At 69.2% G+C, this 25,423-nt stretch carries 22 protein-coding genes; 12 read left to right on the top strand and 10 right to left on the bottom strand.

Going from position 1 to position 25,423, the window contains the following annotated elements:
- Position 1 precedes the first annotated feature (1 nt).
- Together DFI_RS13210 and DFI_RS13205 are read left to right on the top strand one after the other, a co-directional pair.
- A complete protein-coding gene (locus tag DFI_RS13210) occupies positions 2-775 on the top strand; it encodes an NUDIX domain-containing protein (protein ID WP_022800846.1) in 774 nt (257 codons plus the stop codon).
- Between the two features lie 52 nt (positions 776-827).
- A complete protein-coding gene (locus DFI_RS13205) occupies positions 828-1,340 on the top strand; it encodes a hypothetical protein (RefSeq protein ID WP_027464205.1) in 513 nt (170 codons plus the stop codon).
- A gap of 61 nt (positions 1,341-1,401) precedes the next feature.
- Here the strand turns inward: DFI_RS13205 and DFI_RS13200 are convergent, their stop codons facing one another.
- A complete protein-coding gene (locus tag DFI_RS13200) occupies positions 1,402-1,851 on the bottom strand; it encodes a hypothetical protein (protein ID WP_027464206.1) in 450 nt (149 codons plus the stop codon).
- A 92-nt stretch (positions 1,852-1,943) separates the two neighbouring features.
- On the opposite strand from DFI_RS13200, the gene DFI_RS13195 reads away from it, so the two are divergent.
- Positions 1,944-2,789, top strand: coding sequence for an IS5 family transposase (locus tag DFI_RS13195; protein WP_118375840.1), 846 nt, complete (start codon positions 1,944-1,946; stop codon positions 2,787-2,789).
- Between the two features lie 31 nt (positions 2,790-2,820).
- Here the strand turns inward: DFI_RS13195 and uvrB are convergent, their stop codons facing one another.
- Positions 2,821-4,836 carry an excinuclease ABC subunit UvrB gene (gene uvrB / locus DFI_RS13190; RefSeq protein ID WP_027464097.1) on the bottom strand — a complete coding sequence of 672 codons (2,016 nt, stop codon included), beginning with the start codon at positions 4,834-4,836 and terminating at the stop codon, positions 2,821-2,823.
- A 325-nt stretch (positions 4,837-5,161) separates the two neighbouring features.
- Here uvrB and DFI_RS13185 point away from each other — a divergent pair, with 325 nt between their 5' ends.
- The 4 genes from DFI_RS13185 (at position 5,162) to DFI_RS13170 (ending at position 8,576) form a co-directional block, all read left to right on the top strand.
- Positions 5,162-5,725: a hypothetical protein gene (locus DFI_RS13185; protein ID WP_027464098.1), complete on the top strand. Its 564-nt coding sequence runs from the start codon at positions 5,162-5,164 to the stop codon at positions 5,723-5,725.
- A 120-nt stretch (positions 5,726-5,845) separates the two neighbouring features.
- Complete coding sequence (locus DFI_RS13180) at positions 5,846-6,838, top strand: peptidoglycan-binding domain-containing protein (RefSeq protein WP_081426006.1); 993 nt, start codon at positions 5,846-5,848, stop codon at positions 6,836-6,838.
- 65 nt (positions 6,839-6,903) lie between these two features.
- The gene (locus tag DFI_RS13175) at positions 6,904-8,010 is read left to right on the top strand and encodes a peptidoglycan recognition protein family protein (protein ID WP_027464100.1); all 1,107 of its coding nucleotides are present in this window, start codon (positions 6,904-6,906) and stop codon (positions 8,008-8,010) included.
- Positions 8,011-8,063: 53 nt separating this feature from the next.
- A complete protein-coding gene (locus DFI_RS13170; RefSeq protein WP_027464101.1) occupies positions 8,064-8,576 on the top strand; it encodes a GNAT family N-acetyltransferase in 513 nt (170 codons plus the stop codon).
- Here DFI_RS13170 and DFI_RS13165 read toward each other — a convergent pair.
- The 5 genes from DFI_RS13165 to DFI_RS13145 all read right to left on the bottom strand — a co-directional run bounded on the left by DFI_RS13165 (position 8,555) and on the right by DFI_RS13145 (position 13,566).
- Positions 8,555-9,067 (bottom strand): P-loop NTPase family protein, encoded by a 513-nt coding sequence (locus DFI_RS13165; RefSeq protein ID WP_027464102.1) that lies wholly within the window; start codon positions 9,065-9,067, stop codon positions 8,555-8,557. The two genes, DFI_RS13170 and DFI_RS13165, sit on opposite strands and share 22 nt — an antisense overlap.
- A gap of 116 nt (positions 9,068-9,183) precedes the next feature.
- Complete coding sequence (locus DFI_RS13160) at positions 9,184-11,244, bottom strand: MDR family MFS transporter (protein WP_027464103.1); 2,061 nt, start codon at positions 11,242-11,244, stop codon at positions 9,184-9,186.
- The gene (locus tag DFI_RS13155; protein WP_043779502.1) at positions 11,241-11,705 is read right to left on the bottom strand and encodes a MarR family winged helix-turn-helix transcriptional regulator; all 465 of its coding nucleotides are present in this window, start codon (positions 11,703-11,705) and stop codon (positions 11,241-11,243) included. Before DFI_RS13155 ends, DFI_RS13160 begins: the two co-directional genes overlap by 4 nt.
- Positions 11,705-12,169: a universal stress protein gene (locus tag DFI_RS13150; RefSeq protein ID WP_027464105.1), complete on the bottom strand. Its 465-nt coding sequence runs from the start codon at positions 12,167-12,169 to the stop codon at positions 11,705-11,707. The genes DFI_RS13155 and DFI_RS13150 overlap by 1 nt, the downstream gene beginning before the upstream one ends.
- A gap of 137 nt (positions 12,170-12,306) precedes the next feature.
- Complete coding sequence (locus tag DFI_RS13145) at positions 12,307-13,566, bottom strand: TIGR04053 family radical SAM/SPASM domain-containing protein (RefSeq protein WP_081426007.1); 1,260 nt, start codon at positions 13,564-13,566, stop codon at positions 12,307-12,309.
- Positions 13,567-13,666: 100 nt separating this feature from the next.
- Here DFI_RS13145 and DFI_RS13140 point away from each other — a divergent pair, with 100 nt between their 5' ends.
- Together DFI_RS13140 and DFI_RS13135 are read left to right on the top strand one after the other, a co-directional pair.
- On the top strand, positions 13,667-14,086 hold the full coding sequence (locus DFI_RS13140; protein WP_027464106.1) for a hypothetical protein: 420 nt from the start codon (positions 13,667-13,669) through the stop codon (positions 14,084-14,086).
- Between the two features lie 97 nt (positions 14,087-14,183).
- Positions 14,184-16,388: an APC family permease gene (locus tag DFI_RS13135; protein WP_027464107.1), complete on the top strand. Its 2,205-nt coding sequence runs from the start codon at positions 14,184-14,186 to the stop codon at positions 16,386-16,388.
- A 7-nt stretch (positions 16,389-16,395) separates the two neighbouring features.
- Here the strand turns inward: DFI_RS13135 and DFI_RS13130 are convergent, their stop codons facing one another.
- Both DFI_RS13130 and DFI_RS13125 read right to left on the bottom strand, forming a co-directional pair.
- The gene (locus DFI_RS13130) at positions 16,396-17,352 is read right to left on the bottom strand and encodes a LysR family transcriptional regulator (RefSeq protein ID WP_051308262.1); all 957 of its coding nucleotides are present in this window, start codon (positions 17,350-17,352) and stop codon (positions 16,396-16,398) included.
- A gap of 8 nt (positions 17,353-17,360) precedes the next feature.
- The gene (locus DFI_RS13125) at positions 17,361-17,903 is read right to left on the bottom strand and encodes a hypothetical protein (RefSeq protein WP_027464108.1); all 543 of its coding nucleotides are present in this window, start codon (positions 17,901-17,903) and stop codon (positions 17,361-17,363) included.
- A 103-nt stretch (positions 17,904-18,006) separates the two neighbouring features.
- Here DFI_RS13125 and aceE point away from each other — a divergent pair, with 103 nt between their 5' ends.
- The 3 genes from aceE (at position 18,007) to DFI_RS13110 (ending at position 23,190) form a co-directional block, all read left to right on the top strand.
- Positions 18,007-20,748: a pyruvate dehydrogenase (acetyl-transferring), homodimeric type gene (gene aceE / locus DFI_RS13120; protein ID WP_027464109.1), complete on the top strand. Its 2,742-nt coding sequence runs from the start codon at positions 18,007-18,009 to the stop codon at positions 20,746-20,748.
- 119 nt (positions 20,749-20,867) lie between these two features.
- Positions 20,868-22,625 carry a dihydrolipoyllysine-residue acetyltransferase gene (gene aceF, locus DFI_RS13115; protein ID WP_027464110.1) on the top strand — a complete coding sequence of 586 codons (1,758 nt, stop codon included), beginning with the start codon at positions 20,868-20,870 and terminating at the stop codon, positions 22,623-22,625.
- A gap of 61 nt (positions 22,626-22,686) precedes the next feature.
- Positions 22,687-23,190, top strand: coding sequence for a hypothetical protein (locus tag DFI_RS13110; RefSeq protein WP_027464111.1), 504 nt, complete (start codon positions 22,687-22,689; stop codon positions 23,188-23,190).
- Positions 23,191-23,266: 76 nt separating this feature from the next.
- Here DFI_RS13110 and glmS read toward each other — a convergent pair whose 3' ends face one another.
- The gene (glmS, locus tag DFI_RS13105; protein WP_022800865.1) at positions 23,267-25,087 is read right to left on the bottom strand and encodes a glutamine--fructose-6-phosphate transaminase (isomerizing); all 1,821 of its coding nucleotides are present in this window, start codon (positions 25,085-25,087) and stop codon (positions 23,267-23,269) included.
- Positions 25,088-25,423: the final 336 nt, after the last annotated feature.

Below are 25,423 nucleotides of genomic sequence, written 5' to 3'. Positions count from 1 at the left end.
CATGGCGGACGATCAGGTCAAACCTCCCCAGGCCCGCGCGGCCAAAGGCGGGCGCGGCGGCAGCGCGGCCGTCGCCCCGGCCCCCGCGCCCGCCCCGCAGGCCAGCAAGGACGCGGCCGGCACGCAGGGCAACAACCAGCGCCGCCGCCGCCGGCGCCGCAACACCCGCAACCCCAACCTGCCGCCCCAGCCCGGGCAGGTCACCAACGCCACGAACGTCCCCACCATCGCCGCGCCCAGCAAACGCGGGCAGAAACGCCCGCTGGCCGCGCCGCGCATCGGGGTGGGCTGCATTGTGATGCGCGGCGACGAGATCCTGCTGGTCCGTGAACGCGGCCGCTGGTCCCTGCCCAAGGGCGGCCTGGAAACCGGGGAACTCGTGCAGGACGGCGCCCGCCGCGAAACGTACGAGGAAACCGGACTGGTCGTGGAACTGCGCGACCTGGCGTTCATCGTGGAATTCCAGGCGCAGACCTGGGGGCACCACCTGCAGTTCTTCTACACCGCCCGCGAGGTCGGCGGCAGCCTCTCCCCCAAGGACCCGGACCGGGACGTGCAGGAGGCCCGGTTCGTGCCCATCAAGCAGCTGCGCGAGTTCATCCGCTTCCGGCCGCGGCTGGTGGCGCTGGAAACGTGGCTGCGCGAGCGGCGCCCCCGGCACTTCACGTTCAACCTGGACAAGGAACCGGCCATGCTCAGAAAACGCCGCCGCGTCGGCGTGGGCGCCGTGGAACCCGACATGCCCAACGACCCCATCGAGGAAGCGGACCTGTAACCCTGCGCAGGTGAGGCAGCGGGGGCGCATGGGGGGCGGTACAGTCGCCCCCATGCGCCCCCTGCTTCTTGCGTCTTCCCTGATCGCCCTGACGTCCGTGGCCCTGGCCGGTGGGGGCGGCGCCCGCCCGGCGCCCGCCACCCTGCCCGGCACGGCCCTGGTGCAGCCGGGGCAGACCTGGGTGATGACCGGCACGACCGCCGCCGGGCAGCCGGTGCAGGTGAAGTTCGCGCTGACCCGCAAGGCGCCGGAGCGGAGCGGAACGGACTGGAACTTCGACGCGCCGAACGGCCCCTTCACGTACAGCCCGGACGAGGGCACGCTGTTCGCGGCGGACATCCTGCCCTCGCTCACGACCGGCGCGCCCGTGCAGCTGTGCGTGGCGATGTTCGACGGGAAAGAAGCGCGGGGCGCCCTGCTGAGCGGCCGCATGGACGACATCGACGCGCAGATGGAGCAGATTCCGGACGACGCGCCCGAACCGAAGAATGCCGCCGAGATCGTGCGGATCCTGCGCAGCTACGGCGTGGCGGCCGGCACCTGCACCCTGAAACGCAAGAGCTGAAGCGGACTGGGAACCGGAGCGCCTGCCAGAAACTGTTGTCTGGGAATCTAGAGCCTGGCGTTCACGGGTTGGCCTGTAATCTCCGGTCTGCTTCAAGGGCGCGGAATTGGTCTCGCAGGATCGCTGCACGCTCGAAATCCCAGACGAACGACGCTTCCAGAATTTCTCTTTCCAGCGCGTTCAGCCGGTCCATAAACACGGTGTCTTTCTGCCAGTCTTCCGTGAACAGGAGGTCGACGTTCTGTTTGGCGAGAAAGACGCGGTCCCCCCGGCGAAGTTCGATTGGTTCCGGGTGATCAACCATGATCTTTAGCTGAACGTTCGCGGCAGGGGAGATCAAAGCATACAATTCATCCGCAATGTCTTGCATGGCGTCCCTCGCCTCTTCGCTGTCCCCCTGGATCAGACCGGTAAGGGAGACGACCTTCCGGGCCGTGTCCACATGAAATATGATGGCCTGATGCTCGTTCATAAGCAGGCCCAGGGCCGCCGTCGTCAGGCTGACTAACACGTAACTGTAAGTAAAGTGCGTCTGAAAACCGTGCTGGTGCGTATTTTTTCTGCGTGAACGAGAGCGCACGATGAGGCGGAGGTGGTGCGCACATGACCCGGCCTGCGTACCCAAACGATCTCACGGATGCCGAGTGGAACGTCCTTCGTCCGCTTCTCCCTCCCGAGGCCCCTGTCGGCCGCCCCCGGAAGTGGTCGCTGCGGGAGATCCTGGACGGCATTTTCTATCTGTTGCGCGGCGGCATTGCCTGGCGAGCAATGCCCCATGACTTTCCCCCCTGGCAGACGATTTATCACTACCACCGTGTCTGGCGGCTGCAGGGCGTGTGGGAGGCTGTGCACACGACCCTGCGGGAGTGGGTTCGACTCCGGGAAGGCCGGGAGGCGACGCCCAGCGCCGCGATCATCGACAGCCAATCGGTGAAAACGACCGAGGCTGGTGGACCCCGCGGATATGACGGAGGCAAGAAAGTCAGTGGCCGCAAGCGTCACCTGCTCGTCGACACGCTGGGGCTAGTGATGGCCATCAAGGTGCATGAAGCGGACATCCAGGACCGCACCGGTGCGGTCCTGCTCCTGCGCGATCTGCTCAATGTGTTTCCTCGCATGGGGCATCTGTGGGCGGATGCGGGCTACACCGGAAAGCTCGCTGAGGACATCAAGACGCACCTAGGCTGGACGATGGAAATCGTCAAACATCCCTGGTCCGGCTGGCAGGGCACCTGGGCGCCAAAAGACGCACCTCCACGGGTCGTGGAGGTGCCGAAAGGGTTCGTGGTGCTGAAACGCCGCTGGGTGGTGGAGCGGACGTTTGCGTGGTTGGGCAAGTCCAGGCGGATGGCCAAAGATGACGAGGCACTGGTCGAGACCGCCGAGAACCTGGTGTACGAGGTCATGATTCGGTTGATGGTCCGCCGTCTGGCCAAAGGCCCACCCTGACGGTTTTCAGACGCACTTTAAGGGTTTCCATCTACCTGCGGCCCTTGCGCCGGACCTTCTGGCCGGGCACGGTGGCCTGCTTGAACTCCTTGCCCTGCAGTTTCGCCTCGATGGCGCGGATCTGGTCGCGCAGGCTCGCGGCCCGCTCGAAGTCCAGGTCCTCGCTGGCCTGCCACATGTCGAGTTCCAGGTCGGTGAGCTGCGCGGTGAGGGTGTCGCGGTTCTCGCCGACCGTCTCGCTGCTGATCTCCTCCGGGGTTTCCTCGCCGCGGATGACGTTGCGCACGCTCTTGATGACGGTGGTGGGCGTGATGCCGTGCGCCTCGTTGAAGGCCTGCTGCTTCTCGCGCCGGCGCCGGGTTTCTTCCATGGCGTAGTTCATGGCGGGCGTGATCGTGTCGCCGTACAGGATCACCTCGCCGTTCACGTTGCGCGCCGCGCGGCCGATGGTCTGGATCAGGGCGCGTTCGCTGCGCAGGAAGCCGGGTTTGTCGGCGTCCAGGATGGCGACCAGCGACACCTCCGGCAGGTCCAGGCCCTCGCGCAGCAGGTTGATGCCCACCAGCACGTCGTAATGCCCCAGGCGCAGGTCGCGGATGATCACCTGACGTTCCACGCTGTCGATGTCGCTGTGCATGTACCGCGCCCGGACGCCTTTCTCCAGCAGGTACTCGGTGAGGTCCTCGCTCATGCGTTTGGTGAGGGTGGTGACCAGCGTGCGCTCCCCGATGGCGGCGCGCTCGCGGATGCGGCCCAGCAGGTCCTCCACCTGTCCGGTGATGGGCCGCACCGTCACTTCCGGGTCCACCAGGCCGGTGGGGCGGATGATCTGGTCGGCGATGCCGTCGCTGTGCTCGCGTTCGAAGGGCCCGGGCGTGGCCGACACGAACACCGTCTGCCCGGTCTTGCTCATGAACTCGTCGAAGTTCAGGGGGCGGTTGTCCATGGCGGACGGCAGGCGGAAGCCGTAGTCCACCAGGGTCTGCTTGCGGGCGCGGTCGCCGTTCGCCATCCCGCCGATCTGCGGGACGGTCACGTGCGACTCGTCGATGAAGGTCACGAAGTCGTCCGGGAAGTAGTCCAGCATGGTGTACGGCGTGGCGCCGGGCGCGCGGCCGTCGATGTGGCGGGAGTAGTTCTCGATGCCGGAGCAGTACCCCAGGACCTTGAGCATCTCCAGGTCGTACAGCGTGCGTTCCTTGAGGCGCTGCGCTTCGAGCAGCTTGCCGGTGCTGCGGAAGTACTCCAGCCGCTCGTCGAGTTCCTGCTGAATGGTCACCAGGGCCCGCTCGATGTTCCCGGCGCTGCTCACGTAGTGCTTGGCGGGATACACCACGGTGGCGTCCAGGTCGCCCAGGCGGTCCCCGGTGAGCGGGTGCACCACGCTGAGGCGCTCCACGTCGTCGCCCCACAGTTCGATGCGCAGGGGCTGCTCGTCGTACGCGGGCCACACCTCGATCATCTCGCCCTTGGCGCGGAAGCGGCCCGGCATGAGCTCGATGTCGTTGCGTTCGTACTGCATGTTCACCAGCCGGCCCAGGATCTCGTCTCGGCTGACCTGCGCGCCCTTTTTCAGGATGAGGTTCAGGGCGGTGTACTCGGCCGGGTCGCCCAGGCCGTAGATGCAGCTGACCGACGCGACCACGATGGTGTCGCGCCGGGTGAGCAGGCTGCGGGTGGTGCTGTGGCGCAGGCGCTCGATCTCCTGGTTGATGCTGGCGTCCTTCTCGATGAACAGGTCCTTGCCGGGCACGTACGCTTCGGGCTGGTAGTAGTCGTAGTAGCTGATGAAGAACTCCACCGCGGCGTCCGGGAAGAACTCGCGGAACTCGCTGGCGAGCTGCGCGGTGAGGATCTTGTTCGGCGCCATGATCAGCGCCGGGCGCTGGGTCTCCTCGATGACCTTGGCCATGCTGTACGTCTTGCCGGTGCCGGTGGCGCCCAGCAGCGTCTGGAAGCGCAGGCCGGCGTCCAGGCCGTCCACCAGGGAGCGGATGGCGGTCGGCTGGTCCCCACTCGGTTGGAAGTCTGATTTCACCCGCAGCATCCCATCAGTTTACGCCCCCAACGTAAGAGAAAGGTAGGCTGGATGGCTCAGCAACCCTTCAGCCTCAGGCGTGGCTGACCAGCGGTGTTCCCTCCTCCTGCCTTCTCATCTGTGGAAGGTGTGCCTGACGTCGTTTCCCCGGCGGGGTGCAGACCACTTGGCCCGTAGCCAGACCACTTGATTACCATTTGTGATCCGCCTCGTCCCCAGGCGTGGCATTTGCGCCGCGCCGCTCTCAGGTTCTTCAGCTGCGCGACCGTTACGCTTCCGGAACCGCTCAAAACACTCATGTCGCACGTCATCCCACGCAAGCCCAGGAGGCCTTATGCGTAGACGCTGGTTGTTGCTCGGTGCCGCCCTTTTCATCACGTCCTGCTCCGTTGCCCCGCTGCCCAGTGCAGACGCCGACCCTTCGCAGGCCCGCCCCGCCTCCGTTCAGGACGCGCAGGACACCCTGCCGGACGGCGCGGTGCTGAGCGCCCTGAGCGGCGTGAAGCTCTCCGACGCCACCGCCCGCAGCCGTGTCACCGCCGCGGGCATCGCCGTGGTCTCCAGCGGCAACTGCACCAACCGGAACATCAGCACCTGCACCTCGCTGGAACAGGTCAACAGCGGCACCATCGACGGCATCATCACCCTGAAAAACGCCTCCGGCTGCGCCCTGACCATCACCGGCGGCACCGAAACCGGGCACGCCAGCGGCACGTACAGCCACTGGAACGGCTACAAGCTCGATATCAGCAAGACCAGCTGCATCGGCACCTACATCACGACCCGGTTCACCCGGATCAGCAACCGCGGCGACGGCGCCCCCCGCTACCAGAGCGCCGCCGGGAACATCTACGCCGACGAGTACTGGGCCAACCACTGGGACATCCTGTACTACTGAAACGCCTCCGCAGGCCACGCCCACCCGGCACCCCCAGCAGAGGCGGGTGGCGGTCTGGCTTGAACTGAAACCCCTCGGCCCGGACCGCCGCGCCCCTGCGCGTGATCCGAAAGGAGAAGTATGCGTGCCCTCTGCCTGCTGATCAGCGCCGCGCTGGCCCTCACGTCCTGCGCCGCGCCGGAACCCACCGCCGCCACGCCCACCCGCGCCGACACCCCGCTGGCCGCGCAGTCCGTGCTGGCCTGGACCAACCTCCGCCAGGGCGACTCGGGCCGCGACGTCGTCACCCTGCAGTACCTGCTGCGGCACGCCGGGTACACCCTGACCGTGGACGGCGCCTTCGGGCCCGGCACCGACAGCGCCGTGCGCAGCTTCCAGGCGGCGCGGGGGCTCACCGTGGACGGCATCGTGGGCGGCAACACCTGGGAGAAACTGATCGTGACCACCCGCGAGGGTGACAACAACAACGCCGTGCGCGCCGTGCAGGACCAGCTGAGAAACGCCTACGGGGCAGGCGTCACGGTGGACGGGGCGTTCGGGCCGGCCACGGCCACCGCCGTACGGAACTTCCAGTCGTCCCGCGGCCTGAGCGCGGACGGCATCGTCGGCCTGAACACCTGGCACGCCCTGGTCACCGGGGCCAGCGGCGGCAGCAGCACCACCGCCAGCCTCGCCAAGCAGATTCTCGCCAGCGGCCGCATCACGCTGGGCACCAGCAGCAGCACCAGCGGCGGCAGCCCCCGCCAGAATGTCCTGGACACCAGCAATGGCCTGCCCGCGAAGCGCGGCTGCGCCAGCAACGCCAACTGCGGCCTGACCGTGTACCTCAAACGCTCCATGCTGCAGGGCACCCTGAACCTCGCCGCGGCCGGGAACTCCTTTTACGTCACGTCCATCGCGGGCGGGGTGCACTCGGCCACGTCCGACCACTACGCGGGGCTCGCCATCGACATCGGCATCTGGAACGGCGTGAGCCTCTCCTCGCCCAGCAGCGCCCACACCCGCGCCCGAAACGCCTGCATCGCCGCCGGGTCCGACCCCTCCCAGACCTTCGACGCGTACAACGACCCCACCGGCGGGCACAAGAACCACGTCCACTGCGCCTGGAACTGACCCCCCGGCCGGGACCGGAGGCCGCCACGCGGGCCCTCCGGTTTCCCGCCCATACGGAGACCCGCATGAACACCCCCCTGAACCGCCGGCAGCTCCTGCGCGCCGGACTGGGCCTGGGCGGCACGCTGCTGCTCGCCAGCTGCGGCCTGAACGCCCAGACCCTGACGCCCCCCGACCCCGCCAACACGCCCGGCGCCGCGCCCATGCAGGGCCTCGCGGTCGGCATGCCCGCCATCGCCGGCACCGCCACCTGGCAGGCGCAGGCCGCGAAGGAAGCCGTCACGGTGCTCGCCACCCGGCCCACCCGGATCATCGTGCACCACACCGACTCCGCCAACACCACGGACCTTTCTCAGGCGCGCGCGTTCGCGCTGGCCCGCGACATCCAGCAGTGGCACTTCGCGAACGGCTGGATCGACTCCGGGCAGCAGTTCACCATCAGCCGCGGCGGGTACGTCCTGGAAGGCCGCCACCGCAGCCTGGAAGCCGCGCAGAGCGGCACCCTGCACGTCCGCGGCGCCCAGTGCGAGGGCTTCAACGACGTGTCCGTGGGCATCGAGAACGAGGGCCAGTACATGAGCAGCGCGCCGCCCGGCGCGCAGTACAGCGCCCTGGTGGGCCTGTGCGCGTGGCTGTGCCAGCAGTACGGTATTCCCGCCACCGAACTGTACGGGCACCGAGACTTCGTGAACACGAGTTGCCCGGGCGACGTGCTGTACGCCAAACTCCCGCAGCTGCGCCGGGACGTCGCCGCGCGGCTGGGCGTGACCGTGCGCGTGTGGCCCACCACCCGCAGCGGCATGACCGGTGAACGCGTGAAGACCGCGCAGTACCTCCTGCGGGCCCGCGGCCAGACGCCCAGCGCCGACGGCGCGTACGGCAGCGGCACCGCCAGCGCCGTGAGTGCCTTCGAGACGAGCGTGACCCTCACGCCGGACGGCGTGGTCGGCTCGGCCGTCTGGGAGCGGCTCGTCCTGACCGTCCGGCGCGGCGACACGGGCGAGGCCGTGAAGGCCGTGCAGAGCCAGCTGAACACCCGTGGCGCAGGCCTGACCGTGGACGGCGCCTTCGGCCCCGGCACCGAGACCGCCGTGCGGAACTTCCAGTCGTCCCGCGGCCTCACCGCGGACGGTATCGTCGGCCCGAACACCTGGCTGGCCCTGGTCACCTGAGCCTGCCTGCACGGGCGGATTGACTTCCCCGGGCCCGTCCCGGAACGTGAGGCATGCCCGAGCTGCGCCCCCTGACCCTCACGCCGGACACCGTGACGGCCCTGGCCGACCTGCTCACCGCGACCGTCGCGGCCGGCGGGTCGGTGGGCTTCATGCACCCCCTCCCGCCGGAGGACGCCCGCGCCTTCTGGACCGCGTCGCTCCAGGCCGCCGGGCGGGACGAGCGGGTCGTGTACGGCGCCTTCCAGGACGGGAGGCTGGTCGGCACGCTGACCCTGCTGCTCGCCTTCCCGCCCAACCAGCCGCACCGCGCGGAACTCGCGAAGATGATGACCCACCCCCGCGCGCGCGGGCAGGGCGTCGCGTCCGCGCTGGTGCGCGCCGCCGAAACCGAGGCTGCCCGGCGCGGCAAGACCCTGCTCGTGCTCGACACCGCCTCCGAGGAGGGCGCCGGACCCTTCTACGAGAAGCTCGGGTACACCCTGACCGGACTGGTGCCCGACTTCGCGCTGAAACCCCACGGGGGCCTGACCGGCACGCTGTTCTACTGGAAGCGGCTGGGCTGAGCAGGCTGTGCGGCGTCCAGTGCCGCCTGCACGTCCGCGTCGGAGCGCAGCACGTGAATGGTCAGGCCCGGTACCGTCCGCAGCTGCGCGAGCTGCCACTCGCCCTGCGGCGGGAAGCCCCAGATGTCCAGCATCAGCGCCCGGGACGGCCACTTGGGCGGGTGCCCGCCGTGCGGGTAACGGCCCAGCCGCTCCCGCCAGAAGGCCTGCCACAGGCACCGCGCGCGGGGGAACATCAGGAAGTACACGGTGTCCGCCCGGTACGCGCGCTTCAGCAGGCTGCTGCTGAAGTTCCCGTCCAGCAGCCACGATTCGCCCGCCAGCGCCCCTTCCAGGCGCCGGGTCCAGACCGCGCGGTCCACCTGGGTCCAGCCGCGGTTCCAGTACAGGTCGTCCAGGTGCGTGAGGGGCAGCCCGGTGCGCGCGGCGAGCCGCTTCGAGAACGTGCTTTTCCCGGACCCGGGACTGCCGACCACCAGAACGCGCTTCACCGCCGCAGCATGCCGCGTGCCCTGCCGGAGTGCCATGCGCCAGATGCCGTAGGGCCGCGCACCGGAACGAGAAAAAGTGCCCCGGCGCGGACCGGGGCACTTCAGCATGGATGGCGTCAGCTGCGGGCGGGCGTGACCGGCTCGGGGCCGTCGGCCGGGACCGGCGCGGCGGTGGGGGCGCTCTTCTGCCCGGTGCGGATGGCGATCACCGGCACGAACAGCATGACGATCAATCCGGCCACCGCGAACCAGATGGCGTCCCGGTACATCCTCACGACGCTGGCGGTGAAGCCTTCTTTCATGCCGCTGCTGACCTGCGCGGCCAGGGTCGTGGCCTGCTCGTCGAACTTCGTTTTCAGCCCGGCCAGCGCCTGGGTTTTCGCCTGGTCGTACGCGGCGGCTTCCTGCGCGAGGAGGCCCTGCGCGAACTGCCCGGCCACGGCGGCCGAACTCTGCGGCGTGGCGAGGGCCTGCGCGGGAATGGCCCGCAGGCGGGTTTTCAGGGCGTCCGGCGTTTCGGCGCTGGCGAGCAGGGTGTTGCGCCCGGCTTCGCCAGTGCTCAGGGCGCGGCGGACCGCGTCGGCCTGAGCGGTCAGGGTGCGGTGCACCTGGGCTTTCAGGCCGCCGGTGGCGAGGGCCTTGAGCTCGGCGGGCAGCTGCGCGTTCGCCCGGATGGCGGCCTGCGCGGCGGCGTCGCCGTTCAGGGCCTGTTCGATCTGGGCGTACTGCTCGTCCAGCGCGGCCTGGATCTTCTGGCCGGTGGTGTCGCTGCCGGTGCCGGCGGTCCGCAGGGCCTTCATGTCAATGCTCTTGGCGTTCATCTGGGCGCCGGGCACCTGCGGGAGGTGGCGGGGCATCTCGGTGGCGAGGTTGTTCATCAGCAGCGTGCCGAAGACGGCCGCCCCGATGGTCCCGCCGATCTGCCGGAAGAACTGGCTGCTGCTGGTGGCGGTCGCCAGCTGCGCCTGCGGCACGCCGCTCTGGATGGCGATGGTAAAGAGGCTCTGCGTGGGCCCCAGGCCCAGGCCGACCAGGAACATGCGCCAGTACAGGTCCGGCAGGGTGGTGTGCGCCGTGATGCCGGTCAGGGACCACAGACCAACAATCAGGATCACGCCGCCGGCGAGCATCCAGGGCTTGTACTTCCCGGTGCGGGCCACGACGTTCCCGGCCACGATGCTGGTCAGGATCAGGCCGCCCATCAGGGGCAGCATGCTGGTGCCGCTCTTGGTGGGGGACACGCCCAGCACCAGCTGCATGTACAGCGGCAGGAACATGATCACGCCGAAAAAGGCGATGTTCAGGATGAAGCCCGCGAGGTTGCCCACGCTGTAGATCGGCACCCGGAAGAGGTTCAGCGGAATGATGGCGTCCTTCGTGCGGCGTTCCACGACCAGGAACGCCACGAGGCTGGCGAGACTGGCGGCCAGCAGGCCCAGGATCACGCCGCCCGCCCAGGGGTACGTCACGCCGCCCCAGGTGAGCGCCAGCAGCAGCGGAATGGTGGTGGTCAGGATGAACAGCGTGCCCAGGACGTCCACCCTGCCGCCCTGCCGGTGCGACAGGCTGGGCATCTTGGCGATGATCATGAACAGCGCGAGCAGGCCCAGCGGCAGGTTCGCGTAGAAGGTCCAGCGCCAGGACAGGTTGTCGGTCAGGAAGCCGCCGATGACCGGGCCGATCACGGTGCTCAGGCCGAACATCGCGCCGAACAGGCCCCCGAAGCGGGCACGCTCGGCCGGTTCGAACATGTCACCCAGGATCGTGAAGGCGATGGTGATCAGGGCCGCCGCGCCGAAGCCCGCCACGGCCCGCGCGGCGATCAGCTGGTTCATGCCGCCGCCCAGGAAATTGCCCAGCCAGGGCTCACCGGCCAGGCCGCACAGCGCCGAGCCGATCAGGAACACGATCACCCCGAACACCAGGATGGGCTTGCGCCCGTACAGGTCCGAGAGCTTGCCGTAGATGGGCACCATGACGGTGCTCGCCAGCAGGTAGGAGGTGGTCACCCAGGCGTACAGGGAAAAGCCGTTGAGTTCCTCCACGATGCGGGGCATGGCGGTGCCCACGATGTTCTGCGAGAGCGCCGCGAGCAGGAACACGACCATCAGGCCGATCAAGGTGATCTTCTTTTCCGGCGCGGTGAAACTGGCCGGGGTGGGGGGGGTGGCGGTCATGCTTTTTTCTCCAGGGTCAGGCCGGCGTTCCCGAGGGTGTCCATCGCACTCAGGAGCGCCGTGAGGGTCTGCGGGTCCAGGTCCTGCAATCTCAGGCTGGTGTACGCCTTGATGTCGGCCACCGCGGCGTCCAGGGTGCTCACGCCGGCGGGCGTGAGGCTCAGGCGGGTGCGGCGCGAGTCCTGCGTGTCGATGTGCCGCTCCAGGTACCCCTGACCGGTCAGGCCGTCCAGGTACCGGCTGAGCAGCGTGGACGGAATGTGCAGCCGCTCCGAGAGTTCCTTCGGGTAGCTGGCGCCCTTGCGCACGGCCGTCAGGATGAACAGGCGCCGCAGGTCCAGCCCGTGCCCTTCCAGGCGGGGTTCGATGTCCTGCTTCATGCGGCGGTTCAGGCCCCACAGGCCGCTCAGGAAGCGCACGATGGCCTCGTCCGTGATCAGGGCCTCGCTGGCCGCCGGCATCAGCGGACCACCAGCACGTCGGCCACCGCCGCGTGACTCACCATGTCCGACACGCTGCCGGCCAGCGCCGCACTCCACGCGCTGCGGTGCTTGCGGCCCAGCACGATCAGGTCCGCCTGCACCTCCGCCGCGACCGCCAGGATCGCGTCGGCGGCCTTCAGGGCGGGGACGAGGTGCTCGGTCACTTCTAGGCCCTGCGCGCGGGCGTCCTCGGCGGTGCGGCGCAGGTGGGCTTCACGGGCGGCGTATTCGTCGGTCTTGGCCTGGAGTTCCAGCGTTTCCGCGCCGGGCACCGCCAGGGCGGCGTTCATGAGGGGCGTGGCGCCCTGGGGGACCACGGTGATCACGTGCAGCGGCGTGCCGAAGTGCCGCGCGAGTCGCGTGGCGCGCTGCACGGCGACCTGCGAGTGCGGGGCGCCGCCCGTGGCGACCAGGATGCGGGTGTAGGGGGGGTGCTCAGACACCGCGCCACCCTACTCCAACAATTCACTTTAGTCAACTAATTCCAAGAGTGAATACTGCCAGACGGAACGGTCTGCCCGGGGCCCAACCAAAAAGGCGCCCTCCCACCTTCAGGAAGACGCCCCGGGTGCCCGCCCGGTTACAGCAGCGGCAGTTCGGTCACGGCCCGCTGGCGCTGCGCAAAGTACGCCGCGTCGTCCGGCACGCGGCCCTGCTCGACCAGTTGCGCCCAGCGGGGCGGCACGTACGCGCAGTACGGCTCGGCTTCCAGGTAGTCGCCAGTGACCGCGTACGCCCGCGCCCGGCTGCCCCCGCAGCGCGGCCGGTAGTTGCACACGCTGCACTTGCCTTTCAGGTTCCCGCGGTCGCGCAGGGCGGTGAACACCTCGTGGTGGCGGTACACCTCGACCAGGTCGTCGGTGCGGATATTCCCGGTCCTCACCGGCAGGAACCCGCTGGGGTAGATGTCGCCCAGGTGCGAGATGAACATGAACCCGTCACCGTCGTTCACGTTCCGCGCCCGGCCGATGCCGTCTTTCAGGCTGTGGTGCGCGCCCTGCGTGAGCACGTCCGCGTCGGGCCGCTCGCCGGCGTCAGCGGCCTCCTGCGCCTTGCGCTGCGTCACCACCCGCGCGTACTGCGGCGCGGCGGTCGCCTTGATGTCGAAGGTCGCGGTTTTCGACAGGTCGTACAGCCGGTGGAACACCTCCTCGAAGCCCTGCGCGCTGGCCACGTCCTCGGGCCGGGCGCGGCCCATCGGCACCAGGAAGAACACCTCCCAGAACACGATGCCCAGCTCGGTCATGAGCTGGCACATGGCGTCCATGTCCTCCAGGTTGTTCTTCCGCACGACCGTGTTCACCTGCGTGGTCAGCCCGACCTCCTGCGCTTCCCGCAGGATCCGCAGCCCGTGGTCGAAGGACCCCTGCACGCGCCGGAATTCGTCGTGAATGCCGGGGTTCGAGCCGTCCAGGCTGACCGCGAGGCGCGACATGCCGGCGTCCTTGAGCGCCTGGAGCATCTCCCGGGTCGCCAGGGGCGTGGTGGCCGGGGTGATCGCCATGCGCAGCCCCAGGCCCGCGCCGTACCGCGTGAGTTCCACGATGTCCAGCCGTTTGAAGGCGTCCCCGCCGGAGAACACGAAGATCACCGGCCCGAACTCGCGGATGCGTTCGAGCATGCTCTTGGCTTCCTCGGTGCTCAGCTCGTCCGGGTGCCGGCACGGCTGCGCGCTGGCCCGGCAGTGCCGGCAGGCCAGGTCGCACGCCTGGGTGGTTTCCCAGATCACCAGGAAGGGCGCCCGGTCGAAGTCCATGGGGGGGCGCCCGGGACCACTCAGCCCGTGGGCGGGGTGCGTGCCGGTGCCGTTGGGGTGTCCGCCGGGAGTCGGGTGAGGCATACGCGCAGCGTAATCCTGCGCCCCCAGGACAAATGCACGCGTCCTGGCGGGACAATTCTCCTTTTTTGTCCCGGGGGCCGGGCGGGGGTAGGCTGACGCCATGACCACCCCTGTTCCCCACGACGCCGTGGACGGCGCTCAGGGCCGCGCCTTCCGGCGGGCGTTCGGCGCGGCCCTGACCCGGTACGGCCGCTTCGGGCACGAGGCGCACCTGTTCGTGGCGTGGCAGATGCTGCGCGCCGGTCCGGCCCTGAGCGCCCTGGCCGATTTCCGCGCCGGGCTGCGGGCCCTGGCGGAGAAAGAGGGGAAGCTCGACAAGTACCACGAGACCCTGACCGTGGCGTGGTTCCTGCTGGTCCTCGACCGCCTCGCGCGGCCGGACGGGGCAGGCGCGGACTGGGACACCTTCCTGACCCGCAACGCCGACCTGCGGGACGCCCGGGTGCTGGACGCGCACTACCCGCCGGACATGCTGCGCTCGGCCGGGGCGCGGGAGGCGTTCCTGCCGCCGCTGCGCTGACAGGCACAGTGGGACGGCGCGGGGCGGCCGGGTCGCCCAGACAGCGGCCCGGACACTTGGCCCGCCCCGGGCGCCGCAGGCGCATACTTCGCGGATCATGCCTTCCGGCACCCCCGAGTCCGCGCCCTCCCCGCACCCCCTGGTCACCTCCTTCACGCGCTGGCTGATGCACACGGGCACGCCTGCCGAACCGGCCGGGCCTTTCGAGGGCGAGCCGCCCGGCCCGGCCGCGCACGCGCACACCGAACCCTGGTGGAAGGTGATGTGCCTGACCGGCGTGGACTACTTTTCCACGCTGGGGTACCAGCCGGGCATCGCGGCGCTGGCCGCGGGCGCGGTGGCGCCCCTGGCGACGCTGGTGCTGGTGCTGGTCACGCTGCTGGGCGCGCTGCCGATGTACCGGCGGGTGGCGGTGGAAAGCCCGCACGGGGACGGGTCGATCAGCATGCTGGAGCGGCTGCTGACCTACTGGCCGAGCAAGCTGCTGGTCCTGATCCTGATCGGGTTCGTGGCGACAGGGTTCATCATCACCATCACGCTGTCCGGCGCGGACGCCGCGGCGCACCTGGTCGAGAACCCGCTCCTGCGGGACGTGCTGGAGGGCCGGCAGGTGGGCGTGACGCTGCTGCTGCTGGCGCTGCTGGCCGCGGTGTTCCTGAAGGGCTTCAAGGAGGCCATCGGGATCGCGGTGGTGCTGGTCGGCGCGTACCTCACCCTGAGTCTCGTGGTGGTCGTCAAGGGCTTCACGCTGATCGCCGCGCAGCCGGAGCTGCTGACCGGCTGGCGCGCGGCCCTTTACGAGGGCTTCACCTCGCCGATGAGCCTGATCGGCGCGTCGCTGCTGGTCTTCCCGAAACTCGCGCTGGGGCTGTCGGGCTTCGAGACGGGCGTGCTGGTCATGCCGCTCGTGAAGGGAGCGCCCGGCGACACCGAGGCCAACCCGCGCGGCCGCATCCGCAACGCCCAGAAGCTGCTCACCACCGCCGCGCTGATCATGAGCCTGCTGCTGGTCGCGTCCTCGCTGGTCACCACCCTGCTGATCCCCCGGCACGAGTTCTGGGCCGAGACGACCGTCACCCGCGACGTGAACACCAGCGACCTCCAGGCGGGCCGCGCGGTCGTGAACGTTCCCCTGGACAGCCAGAGCAGACCCCGTGACATCTACGCCCTGACGCTCCCGCCGGGCCGGACCGGGGCGTACACCTTCCCGGCCGAGACGGTGGGCGGCCCGGTGCAGCTCGCGGTGCGCGTCACGCCGCAGGGCCCGACCACGCAGGTCACGGTGGACACGCCGTCCGGGCAGGCGAACGGGCGCGCGCTGGCCTTCGTGGCGCACCGCGACCTGGGCGAGGCCTTCGGCACGGCGTACGACGTGAGCACCATCCTGATCCTTTGGTTCGCGGGGGCCAGCGCCATGGCGGGCCTGCTGAACATCGTGCCGCGTTTCCTGCCGCGCTACGGCATGGCGCCCGAGTGGACGCGCGCGCACCGGCCGCTGGTGCTGCTGTACACCCTGATCGCCGTGATCGTCACGGTGGGCTTCAAGGCGAACGTGGACGCCCAGGCCGCCGCGTACGCCACCGGGGTGCTCGCCATGATGACCAGCGCGGCCGTGGCCGTGGCCCTGGTGTCCTGGCGCCGGCGGCGCCGCGCGGAAACCTGGGTGTTCGGGGCGATCAGCGCGATCTTCGTGTACACCAGCGCCGTCACGATCCTCAGCGACCCCAAGGGCCTGTACCTGTCCCTGCTGTTCATCGCCATGGTGCTCACGGTGGGCATCAGTTCCCGCGTGCTGCGGTCCTTCGAGCTGCGCGTGAGCCGCGTGGAACTCGACGACAGCGCCCGCGCGGTCCTGGCCGCCATTCCGTACCGGCCGCTGCGGTTCGTGTCGCACCACCCCGGCCGCACCACGCTGGAGGAGTACAGCAAGCAGGAAACCCGCGTGCGCCAGATGGTGCATCTCCCGGAGGACGAACCCTTCCTGTTCCTGGAAATCGAGATCGACGACGCCAGCGAGTTCACGGACGTGGTCGAGGTGACCGGCCGGACCGTCGGGCCGTACCACATCCTCAAGGCCCGCGGGAGCGCCGTGCCGAACACCATCGCCGCGCTGCTGCTGCACCTGCGCGGCGCCGGCGCCCCCCCGCAGGTGTACATGCGCTGGACCGAGGAAAACCCCGTGCAGCTGCTCGGGAAGTTCCTGGTCGGCGGGCGCGGCGACGTGCCGCCCCTCACCCGCGAGATCCTGCGCCGCGCCGAACCGGTCCGGGACCGGCGGCCCATCGTGCACGTCGGCGGGTAAGGGCGCCTCAGCGGAACCGGGACGGCACCGGCGCCCCCTCCGAGCCGTCCGGCCCGGCGTCCGCCGGGGCGCCCTCCTGCGCGTCCAGCGCCTCGCGCGCCACGCTCAGGAAGGCCCGCACGACCGGCGTGCGCCCGCCCGCCTCGCGCTGCCACACCGCCACGATCTCCACCAGCGGCGCGTCCTCCACCGGGCGGTACACCACGCCCGGCAGCGCCAGCCGCGAGAAGAACTGAATCGGCAGGAACACCCCCACGCCCGCCGCCACCAGGGACAGCAGGGTGGGCACCTCGATGGCCTCCTGCACCACGTTCGGGGTGTAGCCGGCCTGCGCGGTCCAGCGCATCACCTGATCGAAGTACGTGGCCCGCAGGTGCCTCGGGAAGAACACGAACGGCTCCTGCCGCAGGTCCCGGATGTGCAGCCGGCGCTTGCGGGCCAGCGGGTGCCCGGCCGGCAGGGCCGCCACCAGCGGCTGGCGCCACAGCGCCCGCGAGTCCAGGCCGGGGTCCCGCACCGGCAGCAGCATCAGCCCGATGTCGATCAATCCGCCCCGCAGGGCCGCCTCCTGTTCCTGCGCGGTGAGTTCCCGCAGGTCCACGCTCACGTTCGGGTACAGCTCCCGGAAGCGCCGCACGATCTCCGGCAGGCCGCCGAACGCCAGGCCGCTCACGAACCCCACCGTGAGCCGGCCCACCTCGCCCCGCGCGGCGCGGCGGGCGCGGTCCACGGTCTGCGCGGCGCGGGCCAGCGTCTCCCGCGCGCCGATCAGGAATTCCTGCCCGGCGGGCGTGAGCTGCACGCGGCGGGTGGTGCGCAGCACCAGCGGCACGCCCACCTCGTCCTCCAGGTTGCGGATGCTGTTCGAGAGGGCCTGCTGCACCACGAACACCCGCTCGGCCGCCCGCCCGAAGTGCTCCTCTTCCGCCAGGGCCACGAAGTGCCGCAGGTGTCTGAGCTCCATGCCTGAGCCTACCCCGGCCCCTGCGGGCTCTGGCCGGCGCCTTCCAGCGTGGCGTACAGGTCCAGCCACGCCCGGAACGGCTGCGGCACCCAGGTCACGAAGGGCAGGCTGGGGGTGGCGGGCCGGGGCGGCAGCGCCCGCCGGGCCACCTCGGCGGCCACGCGCTCCACCCGCGCCGGGAAGTCCCCGATGGTCTCGGTCGTGTCGCCCAGCAGCATCAGGCCGGTCCAGCGTTCGACCTGCCTGAAGTCGGCTTCGGTGATGCGGTACAGGGCCTCGAACCGGATGGTTTCCGTCACGGTCGGCGCGGCCGGCGTGGGCCGGGCGTGGTACACCACCGGGGGGTGGCAGTCGCCGTCGGTGAGGCTCACCTGCGCGCCGCAGTGCCCGCACGTGAAGGCGCCCACCTGCCCGTAGCGGCTGCCGTGGTAGGGGTACGGTTCGGGCGGGGTGTGGTGGCAGGCGGGGCAGTACCGCAGGATGGGCCCGGCGGTCATCGTGACCGAAGGGTGCCGGCCCCCGGCCGAGTGGCGCAGCGTGACGGCGTCCATGGGTGCAGTGTGGCACGCCGTCCCCCCACTGACCACTTCGGCTGGTCAATCCCTTCATGATCTCCTGTTGGTGAAGGTCAATGGGCTCGCCTAGACTGGCGCCATGACCAATTCTGCCCCGAAAGCGCCGCCCCGCGCCGGCCTGCCGCCCCAGCAGCGGGAGGAACTCAACCGCATCGAGACGCAGGAATGGCTGGACTCCCTGGCCTTCGTGATGGCCGACGGCGGCAACCGGCGCGCCGCCCACCTGCTGCAGGACCTCGACAACTACGCCTACTTCTACGGCGTGCCCATCGAGTTCAAGCAGAACACCCCCTACATCAACACCATCCCCGCCGAGGACCAGCCCGAATACCCCGGCGACCTGGAACTCGAACGCCGCATCCGCAACATCAACCGCTGGAACGCCGTGGCGATGGTCGTCAAGGCCAACAAGCACAGCGACGGCATCGGCGGGCACCTCAGCACCTACGCCAGCGCCGCCGAACTGCTGGAAGTGGGCTTCAACCACTTCTTCCGCGGGCACGGCGCCGGCCAGGACCGCGACCTGATCTTCTACCAGGGCCACTCCAGCCCCGGCATGTACGCCCGCAGCTTCCTGGAAGGCCGCTTCGACGAGGGCCGCCTCAACCGCTTCCGCCGCGAACTCAGCAAGGACGGCCCGGGCCTGAGCAGCTACCCCCACCCCTGGCTGATGCCCGACTACTGGGAATTCCCCACCGTCAGCATGGGCCTGGGGCCCATCCAGGCGATCTACCAGGCGCGCTTCATCAAGTACCTGGAAAACCGCCAGCTCAAGCCCGCCGGTGACGCCAAGGTCTGGGCGTTCCTCGGGGACGGCGAGATGGACGAACCCGAAAGCGTGGGCGCCATCCGCTTCGCGGCGTACGAGAACCTGGACAACCTGATCTTCGTGCTGAACGCCAACCTGCAGCGCCTGGACGGCCCGGTGCGCGCCAACAGCAAGGTCATCCAGGAGTTCGAGGCGCTGTTCCGCGGCGCGGGCTGGAACGTCATCAAGGTCATCTGGGACAGCAAGTGGGACGAACTGCTCCACAAGGACTACAGCGGCGCCATCGTCAAACGCTTCGAACTGCTCGTGGACGGCGAATCCCAGCGGTACGCGGCCTTCGGCGGCAAGGAACTGCGCGAGCACTTCTTCAACACCCCGGAACTGCAGGCCCTGATCGAAGGCTGGACCGACGAGGACCTCGAACTCCTCAACCGCGGCGGGCACGACGTGCAGAAGGTGTACGCCGCGTACGCCAGCGCCGTGGCGCACAAGGGCAGCCCTACCATCATCATCCCGCGCACCGTCAAGGGCTACGGCCTGGGCGAGACCGCGCAGGCCCGCAACGTCGCCCACCAGGTCAAGAAACTGGAAGTGCAGGCCCTGACCGACCTGCGCGACATGCTCGAACTTCCCCTCACCGACGAGCAGGTCGCGCACATCGACTACTACCACCCCGGCCCTGACAGCCCCGAGGTGAAGTACGCCCTGGAACGCCGCGCGGCGCTGGGCGGCCTGATTCCCGCCCGGAAGGTGGACTACCCGCACCCCACCATCCCCACCGGCGAGTTCTACGAGGAATTCAGCAGGGGCAGCGGCGAGCGCCAGGTGAGCACCACCATGGCCGCCGTCAGCATCCTGAGCAAGCTGCTGCGCGACAAGGAAATCGGCAGGCTGATCGTGCCCATCGTCCCCGACGAGGCCCGCACCTTCGGCATGGACGCCCTGGTGCCCCGCATCGGCATCTACAGCCCCCGCGGCCAGAACTACCGCCCCGTGGACTTCGGCAGCCTCATGGCCTACAAGGAAGCCAAAGACGGCCAGATGCTCGAAGAAGGCATCACCGAGGCCGGCGCCATGTCCAGCTGGATCGCTGCCGGCACCAGCTACGCCCACCACGGCGTGCCCACCATTCCCTTCTACGTCTTCTACTCCATGTTCGGCATGCAGCGCATCGGGGACCTCGTGTGGGCCGCCGCCGACCAGAAAGCCAAGGGCTTCCTGCTGGGCGCCACCGCCGGCCGCACCACCCTGGCCGGCGAGGGCCTCCAGCACCAGGACGGCAACAGCCTGCTGCAGGCCTACGTCGTGCCGAACCTCAAGGTGTACGACCCGGCCTTCGCGTACGAACTGGCCGTGATCTTCGAGCAGGGCATCCGCCGCATGTACATCGAGGGCCTGGACGAGTTCTACTACGTCACCATCGACAACGAGAACGAGGTGCAGCCCCCCATGCCCGACGACGGCCGCACCCACGAGGACATCCGCGACGGCATCATGAAAGGCCTGTACCTGTTCCAGCGCAGCGCCCTGCAAGGCAGCGAGAAGGCCCCCGCCCTGCGCGCGCAGCTGCTCGCCAGCGGCCCCGCCATGGGCGCCGCGCAGGACGCCGTGAAGATGCTCGAGAAGTACGGCGTGGCCGCCGACCTGTGGAGCGTCACCAGCTACAAGGAACTCCACCAGGACGCCCTGGCCGTGCAACGCCACAACATGCTGCACCCCACCCAGGAACCCCAGGTCAGCTACGTGGCCCAGCAGCTCTCTCGCGAGAACGCCCCCGGCGTCCTCGTCTCGGTCAGCGACTACATCAAGCTCGGCGCCGACGGCCTGAACGGCCACCTGGACCGCAAGCTCTGGACCCTCGGCACCGACGGCTTCGGCCGCTCCGAGGCCCGCGAGGAACTCCGCGACTTCTTCGAGGTGGACGCCCGGCACGTGGTCCTCGCCACCCTGTATGCCCTGCAACGCGACGGACAGGTCCAGGGCGACGTGGTCGCCCAGGCCATCACCGACCTCGGCATCGACCCGGAACGCGACGCGCCCGTCCTGCGCTGAGCCGCGCCCCGCGCCCGGGGCCATGAGCAAAAGGGAAAGCTGCGCCCCACCAGGGCGTCGTACAGTCACCTCAACCCCCGCCCATGGACCCCACCGCTGACCTTCCAAAGGAGCCGCACATGGCAACCGAACTGAAACTGCCCGACGTGGGCGACAACATCGAGAAAGGCACCGTCGTGACCATTCTCGTGAACCCCGGCGACAGCGTCACCGAGGGCCAGCCGATCATCGAACTCGAAACCGACAAGGCCGTCGTCGAGGTCCCCTCGAACGCTGCCGGTACGGTCCAGAGCGTGAACGTGAAGATCGGCGACACCATCCCGGTGGGCGGCGTGATCGCCACCCTGACCGGCGCCGAAGGGGCGGGCAGCAGCGCCCCCAGCCTCCCGGACAACGCCGCCGAACCCGACAGTGCCACCGTCGCAGGCGACGAGGCGACCGCCCAGCGCGTGGCCGCCGCGCAGATCGAAAGCCAGAAGGAACAGGCCCAGACCACCCCGCCGGCCCAGGCGCCGGCCGCGGCCCCCAGCGCCCCCCAGACCGGCGGCACCACCCAGGTCACCCTGCCCGACGTGGGCGACAACATCGAGAAGGGCACCGTCGTGACCATTCTCGTGAACCCCGGCGACAGCGTCACCGAGGGCCAGCCGGTCATCGAACTCGAAACCGACAAGGCTGTCGTGGAAGTCCCCTCGAACGCCGCCGGAACGGTCCAGAGCGTGGACGTGAAGATCGGCGATACCCTCAAGGTCGGCAGCGCCATCCTCACCCTCAGCGGCGGCGCCAGCGCGGCCCTGGCTCAGGCCGCCACGCCAGCCCCGGCCAGCCCGGCCGCTCAGGCACCCGCGGCACCCGCCGCCCCCACCCCGACCGCCGCGCCCGCCAGCACGCCCGCCCAGGCGCCTCAGGCCGCGCAGACCTTCGACGGGCGCCCCGTCGTGCACGCCGCCCCCAGCGTCCGCCGGCTCGCGCGGGAACTTGGCGTGGACATCGCAACCGTCCACGGCACCGGCCCGGTCGGCCGCATCACCGAGGACGACGTCCGCGGCGCCGCCAACGCCCCGGCCACCCCCGCCGCCAGCGCACCCGCCCCGCAGGCCGCAGCCACCCCCGCACCCGCGGCCCCGGCCGCGCCGGCCCCGGTCGCCGCGCCGCTCCCCGACTTCAACAAGTGGGGCGCCACCACCCGCGAGGACATGAGCGGCATCCGCCGCGCCACCGTGCGCAGCATGACGCAGGCCTGGACGACCATCCCCATGGTCACCCACTTCGACAAGGCCGACATCACCCTCATGGAAGAAACCCGGAGGCGCTTTAGCGCCCGCGTCGAGAAGGCCGGCGGGAAACTCACCATGACCCACATCCTCATGAAGGTCGCCGCGAACGCCCTGCGCAAGTACCCCAAGTTCGGCGCCAGCCTCGACCTCGCCAACGAACAGGTCATCTTCAAGGACTACGTGAACATCGGCGTGGCCGTGGACACCCCCGTCGGCCTGCTCGTGCCCGTCGTGAAAAACGCCGACCGCAAGAGCATCACCGAGATGGTCGTGGACCTCAGCGACCTCGCCGCCCGCGCCCGCGACCGCAAACTCAAACCCGACGAGATGCAGGGCGCCACCTTCACCATTTCAAACCTCGGCGGCATCGGCGGACACGCCTTCACCCCCATCGTCAACAGCCCCGAAGTCGCCATCCTCGGCGTCTCCCGCGGCGGCATGGAACCCGTCTGGAACAAGGACAAGGGCGAGTTCGAGCCGCGCAACATGCTCCCCCTCTCCCTCACCTACGACCACCGCCTCATTGACGGCGCCGACGCCGCCCGCTTCCTGCGCTTCATCTGCGAAAGCCTGGAAGACCCCTTCCTGATCAGCCTCTAAGGCTGAGGCCCCCAGGTCAACTGCGCCCCCCGGTCACCGCCGGGGGGCGTACGCTTGCCGCGTGAAGAAAGCCCTCCTGAGCACCGCCCTGCTCCTCAGCGCCTGCGCCCCCACCTACACCGGCCCCAAACCCGCCCCGAACGAAGTGATCGTTGAGATCTCGCCAAACGCGGCGCTGTCAAATTCCACACTGGCCCCTGAACAGATGACGGGGATCCGGGGGTTCTCCCTGATTTCCGTGCTGATGATCTTTCAGAGCTTCGACACGGGACTCCCCGCCGGCTACGAACGGTTCAGCTTTCCTGACGGGGCGGACAGCATGACCCGGATTGGCGAGAAAGACGCCCCCATGCATATGCGCGCGCACTGGCGTTCCGTGAATGCCGCGACCGGGCACACCGTGGAGGTGCTGTGGGATTCCCAACCCATCGGCGGGAAGCTCCTGAAGGTGAGGGTGACGGCCACGACCACGGACGGCAACGTCAACACGGGGCGGATCGAGGACAGCTTGCTGCGCGCCTTCGTGAACTCGAAGGACCTCACGCTCGTTGCCCGGGGCCGCTGAGGACCCACCGAAGGAAGTTCATCAAGCCGAAACCGCCCGAGTTCTCTGACTCGGGCGGTTTCGCTGATTCCTGCTGTTATTCGACGGTGACGCTCTTGGCGAGGTTGCGGGGTTTGTCCACGTCCTTGCCGAGGGCGGTGGCGGTGAAGTAGGCGAGGAGCTGCATGGCGACGGCGTTCACGACGGGGGAGACCATCTCGTGGGCGCGGGGGACGTAGATGACGTCGTCGGCGTGCTGGGCGTTTTCGGTGTCGCCGTCGGAGAGGATCAGGATGACCTTGCCGCCGCGGGCGCGGACTTCCTGGACGTTGCTGATGGTTTTTTCCAGCAGGCGGCTTTCGGTGGCGACGACCACGACGGGCAGGTTGCTGTCGATCAGGGCGATGGGGCCGTGTTTCATCTCGCCGGCCGCGTACGCTTCGGCGTGGATGTAGCTGATTTCCTTGAGTTTCAGGGCGCCTTCGTAGGCGGTGGGGCTGTTCACGCCGCGGCCCAGGAACAGGTAGTCGCGGGCCTGGTGGTATTTCTCGGCGACGCGTTTGATCTGCTCGACGCGCGCTTCCGCCAGGGCTTCCTCGACGAGGCGGGGCAGTTCGCGGGTGGCGTGCAGCAGTTCGGCGCCTTCCTCGCCGCTGATGGTGCCGCGGGCGCGGCCGAGCCACAGGGCGAGCAGCAGGAAGGCGCTGACCATGGACGTGTACGCCTTGGTGCTGGCCACGCCGATTTCGGGGCCGGCGTGGATGTAGAGGGTGTCGTCGAGTTCGCGGGTCATGCTGCTGCCCTTGGCGTTGATCACGCCGAGGGTTTTCGCGCCGCCTTTTTTCGCTTCGCGCAGCGCTTCGAGGGTGTCGATGGTCTCGCCGGACTGGGAGACGACGATGGCGAGGGTGTTCTCGCTGACGAGGGGGTCGCGGTAGCGGTACTCGCTGGCGACGTCGCATTCCACGGGGATGCGGGCGAGCTGTTCGATCAGGTACTCGCCGACGAGCCCGGCGTAGAAGGCAGTGCCGCAGGCGATGATGCTGATGCGTTTGAAGCTGGCGGGGTCGAGGTTGATGTCGAGATTGACCTCGCCGGTTTCGTCGTGCAGGCGGCCTATCAGGGTGTTCGTGAGGGCCTGGGGCTGCTCGTAGACTTCCTTGAGCATGTACGTGTCGAACCCGCCCTTCTCGGCGGCTTCGGCGTCCCATTCGATGGTTTCGACGGGGCGCTGGAGTGCGGTGCCGGCGAGGTCGGTGACGCGGTAGCCGTCGTCGTTCAGTACGACCATGTCGCCGTCGTGCAGGAAGACCATCTTGCGGGTGTAGGCGAGCAGGGCGGGCACGTCGCTGGCGAGGAACATCTCGCCCTCGCCGACGCCCATCACGAGGGGGCTGACGGTGCGGGCGGCGACGATCTCGCGGTGGTTGACGTGCGTGACGACGATGCCGTACGCGCCGCGCACCTGCGAGAGGGCCGTGCGCACGGCGCCTTCCAGGTCGCCCTGGTAGGCTTCCTCGATCAGGTGGGCGAGGACCTCGCTGTCGGTTTCGCTTTTGAAGGTGTGGCCGCGGCCCATCAGGCCTTCTTTGAGGCTGAGGTAGTTCTCGATGATGCCGTTGTGGACGATGACGATCTGGCCGTCCTCGGTGGCGTGGGGGTGGCTGTTGGTGTCGTTCGGCAGGCCGTGGGTGGCCCAGCGGGTGTGCCCGATGCCCATGGTGCCGGCGAGCGGCTGCGCTGCGAGTTCGCCGCTGAGGTTGGCGAGCTTCCCGGCTTTTTTCTTCACGGTGATGCAGGCGCCGTCGCCGATGGCGACGCCGGCGCTGTCGTACCCGCGGTATTCGAGCTTGCTCAGGCCGGAGATGAGGACCTCCTGCGCCTGTTTCGGACCGATGTACCCAACAATTCCGCACATAGTGACTCCTGCGACGTGTAGGCGCGCCCCGGACGGGCTGTCCGGGCGGGCGGCGTGAACGTCTGGTCCGCACAGCATATCGCCGTGTGGAACGCGGTGCCTGAATGGATTTGACGGTCACTGCGCGGCCTTATGCCCACGTCGCCGTGGGGGTTATCGCCGCGCTTCACCTGCCGTGGCAGGTCGGGTAGGCCCGTGCCGGGCCTGGAAGCATCCGCAGAATCTCGCTCACTTCCACCTCGTCTTCTGTCCGCGCCCTCCGGTGGGTGGTCGCGGGCAGACCTTGCGCTGCCCTGTTTGTGTGAACCTGACACCAGAGGTTCACGGCGGAGCATA

This window comes from Deinococcus ficus, from assembly GCF_003444775.1.
GTDB classification, from domain to species: Bacteria; Deinococcota; Deinococci; order Deinococcales; family Deinococcaceae; genus Deinococcus; species Deinococcus ficus.
This window is presented reverse-complemented; position numbering and strand designations above follow the sequence as displayed.